Raw genomic sequence first — 14320 nt, 5'->3', positions numbered from 1 at the left:
TGCGGACGTCTTATGACAAACCGCCCCTCGGGATCAAATCCCAGGGTCCTGAACCTAGCGATCAGCACCGGAATGCCCTGGAGCACTTTCCCGCCCTGCTCCCGCGGCAGCGAGCATCATGGCAAGGCCCGAAGTCTGCGCCGCCGCATCCGTCTGCGATGCCGCCTCGGACCAGTCACCGGCGATGGCTTTCGCCCCGGAATCGCTGAGGGTCCAGACCGCCTTTGCATTGCGGCCGGCCCATGCAGCCAGTTCTCCGCGCTCCGGCCCGTCGGGCAGGTCGTCCAGCAAGTGCCCGAGATGACAAGCGAACACGCCCTTGAACATGCGCCCGTCCGCACCGATCGAGGGCACCGGCTCACGCAGGATGCCCCCGGGGTTGGACAGCTTGCGGATAGCCGCGAGCGCCGTCCTGACCGCAAGCATGCGATACCGTGGATCGCCGGTGATGCGGGTGAGGTCGCTCAGGCCGCCCAGTAGCACGCCCTGATTGTACGTGAAGCGCGGCTGGCCGTTATTACGGCAGGCGGCATCGAGGCCGTCGTTCACCAGCCCATCGCCGTCGATCATCGTCGATCCTTCGAACCACGCCCACGTCCGCAAGGCCCAGTCGCGATAGCTCGCCTCGCCGGTCGCAAGGTAAAGCTGCGTCGAGGCATAGAGCAGGAGTTCGTTGGTGATCGCGTTCTTGTACGTCCGCTTGCGGTCCCACCAGATGCCGCCGCCGCAGCGATCGTCCCAATAGGTGGTGACGATGCGCCGATAGGTCGTGCTGGCATAGTCGAGCAATTCGGGATCGCGATCGACCTGCCAGGCGTGAACGTTGGCGATCACCGCCCACAAGTCGTCATCGTTGAGATAGAGCCCAGAGCGATTACGCACCGCCGAGAAGACGCGCGCGTTCCAGCGATCGTCTCCGGTGCGGCGCGCATGGTCGAGCAGGGCATCGACGATCACGAACCGCTGCCATGCCTCGCTCTGCGCCCAGCCGTCTGGCTTGCCCCACTGCCCGTCGAGATAGGACGCAGCCGCGCGGGCGCGCGGTGCCCATGCGTCGTCCTGCGCACGCGCGCTTCCGGCACAGGCCAGCGCAAGCAGCCCGATCGACAGGCCCACCGCCAACGTCTTCTTCAAACTGTGGTCTCCCCGCCGACCCGTAAGCGCATGATGCTCCACATAAGAAATGCCGGGGGCAGCGCCAATGGCTTTCCCTCGCACGGACCTGTCATTAGGACATGGGACATGAACAGAGCCCGTCTGCTGAGCGCCTGCATCCTCGCCGCGCTGCCTTCTGCCGCCCTTCCCGCCTTTGCCGCCCCCGCCGAACGGAGCGCTTCCGCCATGCCCGAAACCGTACAAGACCTGACCTTCGACCGCGTCTTCGCCAGCCCCTCGCTGGATGGACCGCAGCCGCGCGCGGTCAAGGTCTCTCCGGACGGACGCTACATCACGCTGCTGCGCGGCCGCGCCGAGGACAAGGACCGCTACGACCTGTGGGCCTACGACCGCCGTAATGGCGAATGGCGCATGCTGGTCGATTCCCTCAAGCTCGGCTCCGGCCGCGCGCTGAGCGAGGCGGAGAAGATGCAGCGCGAACGCCAGCGCGTCGGCAGTCTCAAGGGCATCATCTCCTACGAGTGGACCGAGGGCGGCGATGCCGTGCTGGTCCCGCTCGACGGCGACCTCTACCTCGCCGGGATCGACGGGTCTGTGCGCCGCCTGACAGACTCTCCCGAAGACGAGCTGAACGCCGCGCTGAGTCCGAGGGGCGCCTACGTTTCGTTCGTGCGCGACGGGCGGCTCTACGTCGGCCCGCTCGGCGGGACCGAGCACAAGCCGATCACCCCGAAGGAAAACGCTGGCACCGTCCACTGGGGCGAGGCCGAGTTCGTCGCGCAGGAGGAAATGGCGCGCATGGACGGCTACTGGTGGTCGCCCGACGACAGGCTCATCGCCGTCGAGCGCTATGACGAGGCGCCGGTCGGCGTGGTCACCCGCACCGCGATCGGCGCCGAGGGCACGCACACTTACCAGCAGCGCTACCCGGCGGCGGGCACGCCCAACGCCCTCGTCTCGCTCCATGTCATGAAGCCGGACGGCAGCGGCCGCGTCGAGGTGGACCTCGGCCCCGACCGCGACATCTACCTTACCCGCGTCAACTGGGCGCGGGACGGGCGCATGCTCTACGTCCAGCGCCAGAACCGCGAGCAGACCCGCCTCGATATGCTGGCGGTCGATCCGCAGACCGGCAAGAGCCGCGTCCTGTTCACCGAAGAGGCGGCCAAGGGCAGCTGGGTCAACCTCACCGACAACTACCGCTTCCTGAAGGACGGCAGCCTCGTCTGGTGGTCCGAGCGCGACGGCTACGGGCACCTCTACCATTTCCGGAACGGCAAGTGGCAGCAGCTGACCTCGGGCAAGTGGATGGTGACCAAGTTGGTTTCCGTGGACGAAGCGAAAGGCCGCGTGCTGTTCCTCGGCAACCGCGACGATGTGCTGGCGCCGCAGCTTTACGCCATCGATTTGGCGAAGCCGGGTACGCCGAAGCAGCTGACCGAGGCAGACTGGGCCAATGCCGCATCGGGCAGCCGGGACGGATCGACGGTGCTCGTCACCCGCTCTTCGACCACCCAGCCCTCGCAGACCTACATCGCGGACGAGAACGGCAAACGGCTCGCCTGGGTGGAGGAGAACAAGCTGGATGCCACGCATCCCTATGGCCCTTATCTGGCCAGTCACCGCCCAACCACGTTCGGCACGATCAAGGCAGCGGATGGTTCCGACCTCCACTGGATGATGATCACTCCGCCGCTGAGGCCCGGCAAGCGCTACCCGGTGTTCTTCGAGCACTACGGCGGCCCGCATGTGCAGACGGTGACGCGCGGATGGAAGGGCGCGCTGGCACAGGCCATCGTCGACAAGGGCTACATCTACTTCGAGATCGACAACCGCGGCAGCGCCAATCGCGGCGTGGCTTTCGAATCGCAGATCCATCAGGCCATGGGCACCGTCGAGGTGCAGGACCAGCGCGCCGGGGCCGAATACCTCAAGACGCTGGACTTCGTGGACCCGGCCAAGATCGCGACTTACGGCTGGTCCTACGGCGGCTACATGACGCTCAAGATGCTGGAGGCCGACCCCGGCCTCTACGCTGCGGGCATCTCCGGCGCGCCGGTGACGAAGTGGGAACTCTACGACACCCATTACACCGAGCGCTACATGGGCGATCCGCGCAAGGTCGCCGATGCCTATCGCAAGGCCGACACGCTGGATGATGCAGGCAAGATCGCCGATCCGCTGCTGCTGATCCACGGCATGTCGGACGACAACGTGGTGTTCGAGAACAGCACCACCCTCATCGCCAAGATGCAGGGCGAGGCGACGCCGTTCGAGATGATGCTCTATCCCGGGCAGACCCACGCCGTGCGCGGCCCGCACATCAGCGTGCACCTGTGGAACAGCATCTTCGGCTTCCTCGAACGCCACGGGCTGAAGCCGGAGGAGTGAGGTGTCGGGCGCCTGCTCGCAACACATCGTCGTCATCCTCGCGAACGCGGGGACCCAACTGATGCTCTTTCAACAGGCACCGTCAGGAGATGGGTTCCCGCCTTCGCGGGAATGACCATTCTCCGCCATTGCGAGCGTAGCGAAGCAATCCAGAGCTGCCTAAACCTCCCTGGATTGCTTCGCTACGCTGCCAATGACGAGGTTGGTGAAAAGTTCAGGCGGCCTTCCTGCGCCGCACCATCTCGCGCTCGTCCGAGCGCAGCGTCAGCACCGATACGCCGGTAGCGGTGACGGCGACGGTGTGCTCGAACTGGGCGGACAGCGAGCCGTCCTTCGTCCGCACCGTCCAGCCGTCGCCTTCGGTCCAAACGCTGCGGCGGCCGCGATTGAGCATCGGCTCGATAGTGAAGACCATGCCCTCGCGCAGCAGCATGCCGGTGTTCGGCCTGCCGAAGTGGAGGATCTGCGGGTCTTCGTGCATCTCGCGGCCGATGCCGTGACCGCAGTATTCGCGCACGATCGAATAGCCGTGGCGCTTGGCGTGCTTCTCGATCGCAGCGCCAATGTCCCCCAGCCTCGCGCCGGGGCGGACGGTGCGAATGCCCATCCACAGAGCCTCGTAAGTGACCTGCACAAGCCGCCGCGCCGCAGGATCGACATTGCCGACCATGTAGGTCTTGCTGGAATCGGCGATGAAACCGTCCTTCTCCAGCGTGATGTCGAAGTTGACGATATCCCCGTCTCGCAGCACGTCCGACGAGGACGGCACACCGTGACAGACCACGTCGTTGACCGAGGAGTTGAGCACGAAACCATAACCGTACTGCCCCTTGCTGGCAGGGCGGGACTGCAGGTCGTCGACGATGAACCGCTCGACCAGAGTATCGATATCGAGCGTCGATCGGCCGATCAGCGATACGGTGTCCAGCATCTCGAACACCGAGGCCAGCAGACGCCCGGCCTGCGCCATCAGCGCCAGTTCTTCAGGCGTCTTGGTCACGCGGCCCTTACCCCCAGCGTTGGCGGCGACACCCCGGCCGAACTAAGTTCGCGTTCCATGATCTCGGCGAAGCTGAGGCCGGGGTTGGTCTCGCACAGCATGCCGACCTTGATCCAGTACGCGGCCTGCGCGTTGATCGAGCGGCAAGAAACCTTGCTCGCCCGGCGGACCTGCTCGTGCAGGTCGTCATCGATGTTCACGATGCCCATTGGGAAGTTCCATATATGATTCGTATATGAACCATATATCGCCGCGCGCGAATATCGCAAGGACGCCTCGCCGCGATGGGCTCGCGGCGAGGCAGATATGGGTCAGCGCGCAGGGCCGCCGAAGCGGAAGCTGGCTTCCACGCCCAGCGTGCGCGGACGCAGGCGGTTCGAGGTTATATCGAAGCTCGTCGGGCCGATCTGCTGCACCTGGCGGAAGCTGGTAGCGCCGTTCTCGTCGGTGAGGTTGTCGGCGAACAGCGCAATGGTCAGCTGCGCGAACTCGACGCCAATCCGCGCGTCCACGCGGTCGATCGTGTCGCCCGGCAGGAACGCGGCGTAGGACGAATTGCGGCGCGGCGAGCTGTGCTGCCAGCCCACCCGGCCGAACGCCTGCACGGTGTCGGTGATCGCAGCCGCATAGTCGATCGAGGCGTTGGCGGTGAACTTCGCGACGTCGTCCACGGCCGAGCCCTTGACGATCGCCGTACCGGCAACGGCATCGGTGTACTCGGCATCGACGTAGGCGCCGCCCGCCGAGAGCGTCAGGCCCGAGACCGGCTGCGCGACGAGGCTCAGTTCGGCACCCTTGGTGTGGGTGCCGTTGGAATTGACCAGTCCGTTGAAGGACGTTCCCGGGATCGGGATGCGGACCGCCACGTCCTTCCAGTCGCTGTAGAATACCGCAGCCTCAATCGAGAGCTTGCGCTCCCACAGCTCGGCCTTTGCGCCCACTTCATAGGTCCAGATCGAATCCTGGCTCAGTGCCGCGGGCAGTTCGACGCCGTAGATCGGACCGAGGATCAGCGGCACCGTCGGCTGCAACTGGCCCGAGCGGAAGCCCTTGGCGGCGCTGGCATAGATCGTGGTGTTCTCCACCGGATGCCAAGCCACCGAGAAACGCGGGTTCCACGACTTGTAGGTGTCACCCGGCTGGTCGGTAACGACGCCGGAATTCGCCTCGAAGCCGCGCAGTCGGTCCTCGAAGTAGCGCAGGCCGGCGGTCAGATCGACGGGCACGCCGGGCAGCGTGTAAGTCGCCTCGCCGAACAGGGCGCGGGCGCGCGAGTTGATCTGCGCGTCGTTGTCGATGCCGCGTGCGGGGAATTTGACGGTGTCGTTGCGCTGGGAATCGCGCGCATAGGCGCCCACGGTCCACTTGAGCGGGCCGTCGCCGGTCGAAGCCAGGCGCAGTTCGTGCGCGTCGAGTGCGATGTCGATGTTCGTCTCGATGCTGCCGATCGAGGACATGCCGCTCTGCGGCACCCCGAAATCGCTGTGGGTGTAGCTGTAGAACAGCTCCGCCCCGCCGAGATCATAGCGGGCGGTGGCGCCGTAAAGCTCCATCCGGCTCTTGCTGTATGGCACCGTACCGCGCGTCTGCTGATCGTCGTCGCGCGCGCTCGATCCGCCCGCCGGGAAGTCCGACTTCGACCACCAGTAGCTGCCAGTGATCGACAGGCGATCGACGGGATCGAAGCGCAGCCTCGCACGGAAGGTGTCGTAAGTCTGGTCGTTGACGTTGGTTGCGCCGGTGCTGCTGTTGTCCACCCAGCCCTGGTAGCGTTCATGGGTGCCTGCGACGCGAACGGCGAGCACTCCGGGCACGATAGGTGCATTGAAGGCACCCTTAGCCCCCCCGTTGGTGCCGCCTCCGCGCGTGTCCGAGACCATACCCAGACCCTTGGCTTCCCACTGGTCGAGGTCAGCGCCGCGCGTCAGGATGCGCACGGTGCCGCCCATCGAACCCTCGCCAAACAGCGTCCCCTGCGGCCCGCGCAGGATTTCGACGCGGTCGAGATCCCAGGCGCGCACGTCCGGGCTGAGCGGCACGGTGACGCCGGTGAACGGCAGGTCGTCGAGGTAGTATCCGTTCTCGTTGGCACCCAGCGAGGTCGAGATGCCGCGGATGGTGATCTTCGTGCCGAGCGCCGAGCCGCCGTCATAGATGCCCACGCCGGGCGCTTCCTGCAAGAAATCCGCCAGGTTCGCCGCACCGCGCTTTTCCAGCGCCGCGCCGCTGACCGCGGTGACCGCGATCGGCACATCGACCGCGCGTTCCTCGCGCTTGCGGGCGGTGACGATGATGTCGCCATCGGCATCCGCCGCACCGGGAGCCTGCTCCTGCGCCATGACCGGCGTGCTCATGACAGCCGCACAGACCAGCGCAACGTGACTGACCATACGAACCATAGAAATCTTCCCCCTGAGTCCCGAGACACGCACAAGCGGCCTCCCATCCAGAGGCGCGACTAGGCGATATTCCATAATCTATGGTTAAGATCGGGCTTACATTCCGCCGGGCCTTGGTTGCCGGCCATGCAATTATATAACCAATCACGATTGTTTTATTTTATCGAAGCCCTATCCTCGACCACATGGATCGGCGTCCAAAGCATGCTGCCGACCGCTATAGGAGAGGCCCTATGGTCACCGATGCCGAGATCGAGAATCTTGTCGCGCGACGCGACATTTATGCCGTTCTCACCCGCTATTCCCGCGCACTGGACCGCTGCGACGTGGACCTCATGCGCAGCGTCTATTGGCCCGACGGCACCGACAGCCACGGCGTCTTCGACGGCAATGCGGCCGACTTCGCGGACTTCATCGTGCGCGAAATCCAGGAGTGGTTCGAGGTCACCATGCACGGCCTCATGAACGTGCACATGGAGATCGCGGGTGACCGCGCCGCGACCGAAACCTATCTCTTCGCCTATCACAAGGTACGGGAAAGCAAGGCGCAGGAAATCTTCGGTTCGCGCTACATGCGAATGTTCGCGGGGCAAGGTCTCGATCCGGCGCACCACACCTTCTACTTCGGTGGGCGCTATCTCGACCAGTTCGAGCGGCGCGCGGGAGAATGGCGCATCCTGCACCGCAAGGTCGTGATGGACTGGAACGACAACCACCCCTCGAACGAGATTCTCGATCAGGGCATGTTCGCCACCCTGCGCCCGCTTGGCGAACGTGGCCTCGGCGATCCGGTGTGGGCCAACCGGCCGTGAGCGCGCCCCTTTCCGCCCGCGAGCGCCTTGCCGAACTGATCGCGGTACGCGACGTGGAGGCGGTGCTGACGCGCTACTGCCGCGCCCTCGACCGCGCCGACCTTGCCCTCATGGAAACCGTGTACTGGCCCGATGGCGAAGACATTCACGGCATCTATGTCGGCCGCGCCAGCGAATTCGTGCCCTTCATCATCGGCGAGATCACGCAGTACTTCGCCATGGGCACGCATTGCCTGCTCAACATCCACATAGAGGTTTCGGGCGATTTCGCTGTCGCGGAAAGCTACCTCTATTCCGCCTGCCGGGTTCGGGCCGGGATAGTCGAGGCCCTGCTCGGGAGCCGCTACTTTAGGCAGCTGGCCGGAAGCGGGCTGGATCAGGGCAACGAGATGTTCGTGATGGCCGGGCGCTATCTCGATCGCCTCGAACTCCGCGAGGGAGAGTGGCGCATCCTGCGTCGGCAGGTCGTCACGGACTGGAACGATTCCCGGCCCTCGAACGAAATCCGCAACGAAGGAATGCATGCCGACCTGCGCCCCATCGGCGAATGGGGGAGCGGCGACCCGGTATATGCCAATAGCCGCTTCGTGACGGACTGATTATCCCGTTCCATCGATGGCCCCGCCCTTGCCGAGCCCGGCTGCAACTGGAATAGCCGGTCGCATGAGCTGGCACGCCCGACGCGAAAACTGGAACCCGCAGGCCGAGGACGCCCGCGAGGATGGCGACATCGATTATGCGCGGGTCATCCACTCCGCATCCTTCCGGCGCCTTCAGGGCAAGACGCAGATTCTGAACCTCGGGGACAGCGATTTCTATCGCACCCGCCTGACTCACTCGCTGGAAGTCGCGCAGATCGCCGGAGGGCTTGCCCGGCAACTGGCCAAGTCGTTCCCCGATCACACCGCCACCGCGCTGCTGCCGGATCACAGCCTGATCCACGCGATCGGCTGCACGCATGACTTCGGACACCCCCCGTTCGGCCATGGCGGCGAAGTGGCCCTCAACTATTGCATGCGCGATGCCGGTGGGTTCGAGGGCAACGGACAGACGCTGCGCATCCTTGCTCGCCTCGAATCTTTTTCGGCCGGCGCCGGAGCCAATCTCTGCCGTCGCACGATGCTGGGCGTGCTCAAGTATCCGGTGGCCTGGTCGGTTGCCCGCAACCCGGCGCTCGTGCCGTCGCTCCATGCCGGTACCTCGACGATCCGGGTGCTCGACGCGCGTTCGTGCAAGCCGCCCAAATGCCATTTCGACAGCGAGCAGGACGTCGTCGACTGGATCCTCGCATCCGTCTCCGCCTCCGATCGCGACCGGTTCCAGGCGCTGGAACGCCCCGAGGGCAAGCACGCGCGCACGCTCCACAAGTCGCTGGACTGCACCATCATGGACGTGGCGGACGACATCGCCTACGGCGTCCATGACCTTGAGGACGCGATCTCGATCGGACTGGTGTCCAAGGATGCATTTGCCGCCGCGATCAACGGCAAGTGCGCCTCCTTTCTCGATGCGCTGAAGGAAAAGTACCCCGGCGAGAGCGAGAACGACGTCTTCTCGCGGATGGTCGACGACCTGTTTGGCGACGCCAACACGCGCAAGCGTTACATCAGCCGCCTCGTCCACCATTTCCTGACCGGCGCGCGATATGTCGAGGTCAAGGGGTTTCGCGAGCCGCTCCTGCGCTGGCGCGTCGCGCTCAAGGGGCCGCGCCGCGAATTCCTCGACGCCCTGCAGGACTTCGTGGTGCGCGAGGTCATCACCAGCCCCGAGGTCCAGCAACTCGAGTTCAAAGGCCAAGCCATGGTCGTCGCCGTGTTCGAGGCGCTTGCCGCCGACCCGCGCCGCCTGCTGCAGCGTGATGCCCTCGACCGCCTGAATGCGTCGGACGGCGATCTTCGCGTGATCTGCGATCAAGTCGCGGCGATGACCGATACGCACCTGCTCAAGACTTACGAGCGGCTGTTCAGCCCCCGCATGGGTTCGGTCTTCGACCGTCTCTAACCATCGAAGAAGACGCGGCGCGACCGATGGATGTGCGTCGTCATGATTGCCTGAGCCCAGGCTGCGTCGCTGATCTCGAGCGCCTGAACGAGTTCACGGTGCTCCTCCTGCGCCTTTTCGAGTTACAGCCTGTCATAGCGCCGCAACGACAGGGGAACGATCGGAACTTCGACCAGGCGCGGCAGGCCCGATCATCGGCGATGCCCTGACCTTCCGGGCTACCGGCGAAAAGTTCAGCAAGAATGGGTCGTGGAAGAACGACGCCGCCGGTGAGACCCTGGGGACCAGCCTCCACCACCGGAACCCTGCTGGTGGTCGCTAAGCTCACCGTCAAGCTCTTCGGCATGATCGTGCGGGGCGAGGACGCCCCCCTCCGCGCAGACGCGCATCAGCGCCCAGAACATTGTCGATCCCAGCGGCAACGTCGTCTACGCCAGCCAGGCCAACTGTACCGTCAACGGCAACCCGTTCATCTGCGGCACTCTGCCCCGCTGCAGTAACGTCGTCTCCGCCAATACCGAGATGACCGAGAATATCCGAAATCTGCTGGCAGTGGACACCAATCGGGTCGTGTCGTCGGAAAATACGGTCGATCACTATGGCTTACTGCGGCACACCGGACACGCACACGGCACGCTCAACTGCGAGTTGAACGACCGATTTTCGATTTCGGTGCTCGGCGGCTTCAACCGGGAAAAGTTTTCCACGCTGATCGATCTCGACCGCTTCGACACCTCCATGCTAACTTCCGCCTACTCGCCATCGGGCTACTTCGATTTTCCCTATGTGATCGAACGTGACAACAGGGATTGGTCCGCCAAAGGGCGCCTCAACTTCGATTCGGCAAGCTGCGCGGTGTCATAGGTAACAGTTATCTTTATGCGCGTACCTACTCGGGGCTCGGCAGCGGCCTCTCCGCGGCTTTGGCATCGATCTATTCCAAGGGCGGCAAGGACCAGAGCAAGACCACGGGCGTCTACTTTTGCGACTTCACCGACGGCCTCGCGCTGAGCGCGAAAGGCGTTGCCAGGTCGACGAACTCGCTTCCTATGTGTCCTCTTCGGGCCTTACCGTTCCCGCCGACGTGTTCGTTCCGGCCGGCACTTATGCTCCGGGTATGCTGTTGGCGAACGAGACGTTCAGGAAATTCACCCCGCGTATGATCCTGAACTATCAGGTCTCGCCGGAGCTGATGCTCTATGCATCGTGGGCAAAGGGCATCAATCCGCCCCAGTTCTACCGGAATCCTTAGCCAGTCGGCCGCCATCCAGCAAGCCGCGGCCGATGCGGGCATGACGCTGACCGTCGATCCCGAGAAGATGGCACACTACGAAGTCGGAGCCAAGGGCCGGCTGTTCGACGGCAGCATGACCTACTCGATCGCCGCGTACTATGCGCAGTGGCGCAAGCAGATCAACTCGATCCTCCTGACCCTGCCTAACGGCACTTGCACGAACGGCATCGGGTACGTTTCCTTCGTGAGCGGCTATTCCAACTCGGGCTCCGTCAACCTCTACGGTGTGGGAGGGCAATTCGCTTGGCGTCCGGTAGAACTCATAAGCATCGACAGCATCGACGGTGGCGCTGCCATTAACGTCACCAACATTCGCGATTTCGTCAGCTCAACAATCACTGCACTTTCCGGATTCGCCGAATACAGCGGGAACGAAATGCCCAATACCTCGAAATACTCAGCGAATCTTGGTGTTCAATTTGGCGGCAACGTGAAGGGTCAGGATGACATGACTTGGTTCGCGCGAGCGGACTAGAATTACAAGTCGGATTTCTATTCTAATCAAGCCAATCTCGCCACGACCAGCGATGCAACAAGGTCAACGTACGCGGTAGGTTCGATTGGGCATTGCCTCGATCCAGGCATTTTTGACGAATCTGTTCAATAACAAAGCCTACACCAGCGCCGCCGACAACTGGACGATCGAGCAGAGCTACGCCTATCTTTCGACCCACTCGGCGGTTCTTGCCGGGCTTCCGTTTGGATGGCCGGCCCTTTGTATGTGGACGCTATGAGAGGAATATCGGCATCATCGTTGGCCCGACAATGCACGGAATCTCTCCTCGATCTTTAGCCCTTTATTTTTTAAGTCATATGATCCAACATTAGAAAAACCATGACTGGAGAGATTCTGATGGCCGATCTTGGCGCGGCGGAGCGGCTTGAGGGATTCAGCCTGCTTGATCCGATGACGCAGAGCGATCCGTTTGCGATGTACGAGGCGATGCAGGACGCGCCCGGGATTTATCGGATGCCGGAGACGGGGTTCTACATCGTCTCGCGCTATGCCGATCTGAGGGCGGTGCTGACCGATCCGGTGACGTTTTCCAATAAGGTGGACCGCGCCTCGCTGCAGGGGCCGGAAAATGCGGAGAAGCTGCGCGTCTATATGGAAGAACGAGGGTGGCCGCATATCTCCACGCTCCAGCGTACCGATGCGCCGGATCATGGTCGCTACCGCAAGCTGGTGGACCGCGTGTTCGCCGTCGGGCGCGTGCGGGAGATGACGCCGCATATCGAGGACGTCGCCCACCGCCTTATCGATACTTTTGCTGCGCGCGGGGAGTGCGAGTTCATCAGCGAATACGCGATGCTGCTGCCCGGCACGATCCTTGCCGAGGAGATGGGCCTGCCGTCGGACCAGGTTGCGACCTTCAAGACATGGGCCGACGCCATGCTCGCCCCGGCATCCTACGTGATGAGCGAGGAGCAATTGCTGCGCAACGCCGACATCGAGCTGGAGGCGCAGCACCACCTTGCCACGCTGTTCGAGGAGCGCCGGGCGCGGCCAACCGGGGACTGGATTTCCGCGCTCGCCACCGCCCATGCGGATACCGAGGAGCCGTTGTCGATGGCGGAGCTGCAGAGCGTGATGAGCCAGCTCATCGGCGGCGGCTTTGAATCGACGATGACTGCCATCGGGCACGCCATGATGCAATTGCTCAACCACCCCGACCAGATGGCGCGGCTGCGCGAAGATCCCAAGCGGATCAAGAACTTCGTCGAGGAAGTCATCCGCTTCGAAAGCCCCACGCAGGGCCTGCGCCGCCGCACCACGCGCGAAGTGGAACTGAGCGGCACGGTGATCCCGAAGGACTCCGTTGTCATCGTCCGCTACGGCGCCGCCAACCGCGATGCAGCGAAGTTCGCCTGCCCGCACATGTTCGATATGGAGCGCAGCAACGCCGGAACCCACCTGGCGTTCGGCGCGGGCACGCACTTCTGCGTCGGCGCCGTGCTGGCGCGGCAGGAGATCGCCATCGGCGTCACCGCCATCCTCGAACGGCTCGACGACATCGCACTGGCGCGCCCGCTGGCCGAACCGATCCACCGGGCGAACTTCCTGACCCTGCCCCTGCGGGAACTGCCGATCCGCTTCCGCGTCCGCCCATGACCGACAAGCAGGACCGCATCGAACTGTTCGTCGTCGTGAAGGGCCACGCCTTCTCGCGCGATGGGCTGGAGGACATGCTGCGCGCCATCGGCTGCGAGCCGACTTTCGTGGACCAACCCGCCGCCGCCGTGCTGCTCAATCCCGAGCAGATGCGGCGCTACGACGCGCTGCTGTTCTACGACATGCCGGGGCTGAACTTTCGCGCTCCGGCGGCAGAGCGGCCCGGATTCATCGCTCCCCCCGAGTATTTCACACGGGGTTTCGAGGGACTTATGGCCGAAGGCAAGGGCATGGTCATGCTCCATCACGCCATCGCCGGATGGCCCGCATGGCCGCGCTATGCCGAGGCTATCGGCGGGCAGTTCCTTTATCGCGACGCCGTGATCGACGGGGCACCGCGACCCGACTCCGGCTACCTTGGCGAGGTGGCCTACACCGCGAAAATCGCCGATCCGTGGCACCCGGTCATGGCCGGGCTCCCCGAGCGGATCGACCTTGTCGACGAACTGTATCTTCAGCAGGTGTTCGACGATCCGGCCATCCATCCCCTGCTCTGTCTTGATGACGAAGTGGCGCCCGAACGGTTCCATTCGGCCCGCCGCGCGGTGCAGCGGCTTGGCGCTGGCGAAGGTGAGCCCTGGCACCCCGACCGGCTCAACCCACTGCTGGCGTGGGCGAAACCGGCAGGTAACAGCCCGCTCGTCTACATCCAGCCGGGCGACAGCACGCAGACTTACGAGTGCCCATATTACCGGCAGTTGGTGGGCAATGCGGTGCGGTGGGTAGCGAGCGATCAGGCCCGTGAATGGGCGCGCCGGTCGTAGTCCCGAATCACCTTCGAATCGAAAAGACCACCTCGTCATTGCGCGCGTAGCGAAGCAATCCAGAGCGGCGCAGAAAGGCTCTGGATTGCTTCGCTATGCTCGCAATGACGACGGTTTGGGAGGAGGCACTCAACGGCACTCAACGGCAACCAGCAGCACTCAAGCGCGTCACACCACCGCCAGGGCGCGCCTTCAGGCGACCTGACATGGCCGCAAACACCCTCTGCATCCGCAAAATCGGCCCGATTTAAAAAGGCAGTTGCCTTAATTTTAAACCGCGATAAGTTAAGTCCGCCGCACCAAATTTAACGACACAATCGCGGCTCGAACCAAGCGCAAACGCAAAAACAAGCTGGTCGAGGGGAACCTG

Annotated in this window: 13 protein-coding genes; 9 read left to right on the top strand and 4 right to left on the bottom strand. The window is 63.8% G+C overall.

The window, feature by feature from the left end:
• Positions 1-54: 54 nt before the first annotated feature.
• A complete protein-coding gene (locus tag QRN25_RS03720) occupies positions 55-1134 on the bottom strand; it encodes a glycoside hydrolase family 76 protein (RefSeq protein WP_285017512.1) in 1080 nt (359 codons plus the stop codon).
• Positions 1135-1242: 108 nt separating this feature from the next.
• Between QRN25_RS03720 and QRN25_RS03715 the strand changes: the two genes are divergently transcribed.
• Positions 1243-3507, top strand: coding sequence for a S9 family peptidase (locus QRN25_RS03715; RefSeq protein ID WP_285017511.1), 2265 nt, complete (start codon positions 1243-1245; stop codon positions 3505-3507).
• Between the two features lie 214 nt (positions 3508-3721).
• Here QRN25_RS03715 and map read toward each other — a convergent pair whose 3' ends face one another.
• From map to QRN25_RS03700, 3 genes are all read right to left on the bottom strand, one after another.
• Positions 3722-4507 (bottom strand): type I methionyl aminopeptidase, encoded by a 786-nt coding sequence (gene map / locus QRN25_RS03710; RefSeq protein WP_271182885.1) that lies wholly within the window; start codon positions 4505-4507, stop codon positions 3722-3724.
• Entirely contained in the window at positions 4504-4716 is a 213-nt protein-coding gene (locus tag QRN25_RS03705; RefSeq protein WP_271182886.1) for a ParD-like family protein, read from the bottom strand. Before QRN25_RS03705 ends, map begins: the two co-directional genes overlap by 4 nt.
• Positions 4717-4818: 102 nt before the next feature.
• A complete protein-coding gene (locus QRN25_RS03700) occupies positions 4819-6906 on the bottom strand; it encodes a TonB-dependent receptor (RefSeq protein WP_036528517.1) in 2088 nt (695 codons plus the stop codon).
• A 233-nt stretch (positions 6907-7139) separates the two neighbouring features.
• On the opposite strand from QRN25_RS03700, the gene QRN25_RS03695 reads away from it, so the two are divergent.
• The 8 genes from QRN25_RS03695 (at position 7140) to QRN25_RS03660 (ending at position 13950) form a co-directional block, all read left to right on the top strand.
• Positions 7140-7718, top strand: a complete 579-nt coding sequence (locus QRN25_RS03695) for a nuclear transport factor 2 family protein (RefSeq protein WP_271182888.1) — start codon at positions 7140-7142, stop codon at positions 7716-7718.
• Positions 7715-8317, top strand: coding sequence for a nuclear transport factor 2 family protein (locus QRN25_RS03690; protein ID WP_285017510.1), 603 nt, complete (start codon positions 7715-7717; stop codon positions 8315-8317). The genes QRN25_RS03695 and QRN25_RS03690 overlap by 4 nt, the downstream gene beginning before the upstream one ends.
• Positions 8318-8381: 64 nt before the next feature.
• Positions 8382-9719 carry an anti-phage deoxyguanosine triphosphatase gene (locus tag QRN25_RS03685; protein ID WP_285017509.1) on the top strand — a complete coding sequence of 446 codons (1338 nt, stop codon included), beginning with the start codon at positions 8382-8384 and terminating at the stop codon, positions 9717-9719.
• Positions 9720-10241: 522 nt separating this feature from the next.
• Positions 10242-10583, top strand: coding sequence for a hypothetical protein (locus tag QRN25_RS03680; RefSeq protein ID WP_285017508.1), 342 nt, complete (start codon positions 10242-10244; stop codon positions 10581-10583).
• A 187-nt stretch (positions 10584-10770) separates the two neighbouring features.
• Positions 10771-10971, top strand: a complete 201-nt coding sequence (locus tag QRN25_RS03675; protein WP_285017507.1) for a TonB-dependent receptor domain-containing protein — start codon at positions 10771-10773, stop codon at positions 10969-10971.
• 40 nt (positions 10972-11011) lie between these two features.
• Positions 11012-11488, top strand: coding sequence for a TonB-dependent receptor domain-containing protein (locus QRN25_RS03670; RefSeq protein WP_350224234.1), 477 nt, complete (start codon positions 11012-11014; stop codon positions 11486-11488).
• A gap of 360 nt (positions 11489-11848) precedes the next feature.
• Positions 11849-13126 carry a cytochrome P450 gene (locus QRN25_RS03665; RefSeq protein ID WP_285017504.1) on the top strand — a complete coding sequence of 426 codons (1278 nt, stop codon included), beginning with the start codon at positions 11849-11851 and terminating at the stop codon, positions 13124-13126.
• Positions 13123-13950 carry a ThuA domain-containing protein gene (locus QRN25_RS03660; RefSeq protein WP_285017503.1) on the top strand — a complete coding sequence of 276 codons (828 nt, stop codon included), beginning with the start codon at positions 13123-13125 and terminating at the stop codon, positions 13948-13950. Before QRN25_RS03665 ends, QRN25_RS03660 begins: the two co-directional genes overlap by 4 nt.
• The last annotated feature ends 370 nt before the right edge of the window (positions 13951-14320 follow it).

The organism is Novosphingobium sp. fls2-241-R2A-195 (genome assembly GCF_030209485.1).
In the GTDB taxonomy this organism is placed as follows: Bacteria; Pseudomonadota; Alphaproteobacteria; order Sphingomonadales; family Sphingomonadaceae; genus Novosphingobium; species Novosphingobium resinovorum.
This window is presented reverse-complemented; position numbering and strand designations above follow the sequence as displayed.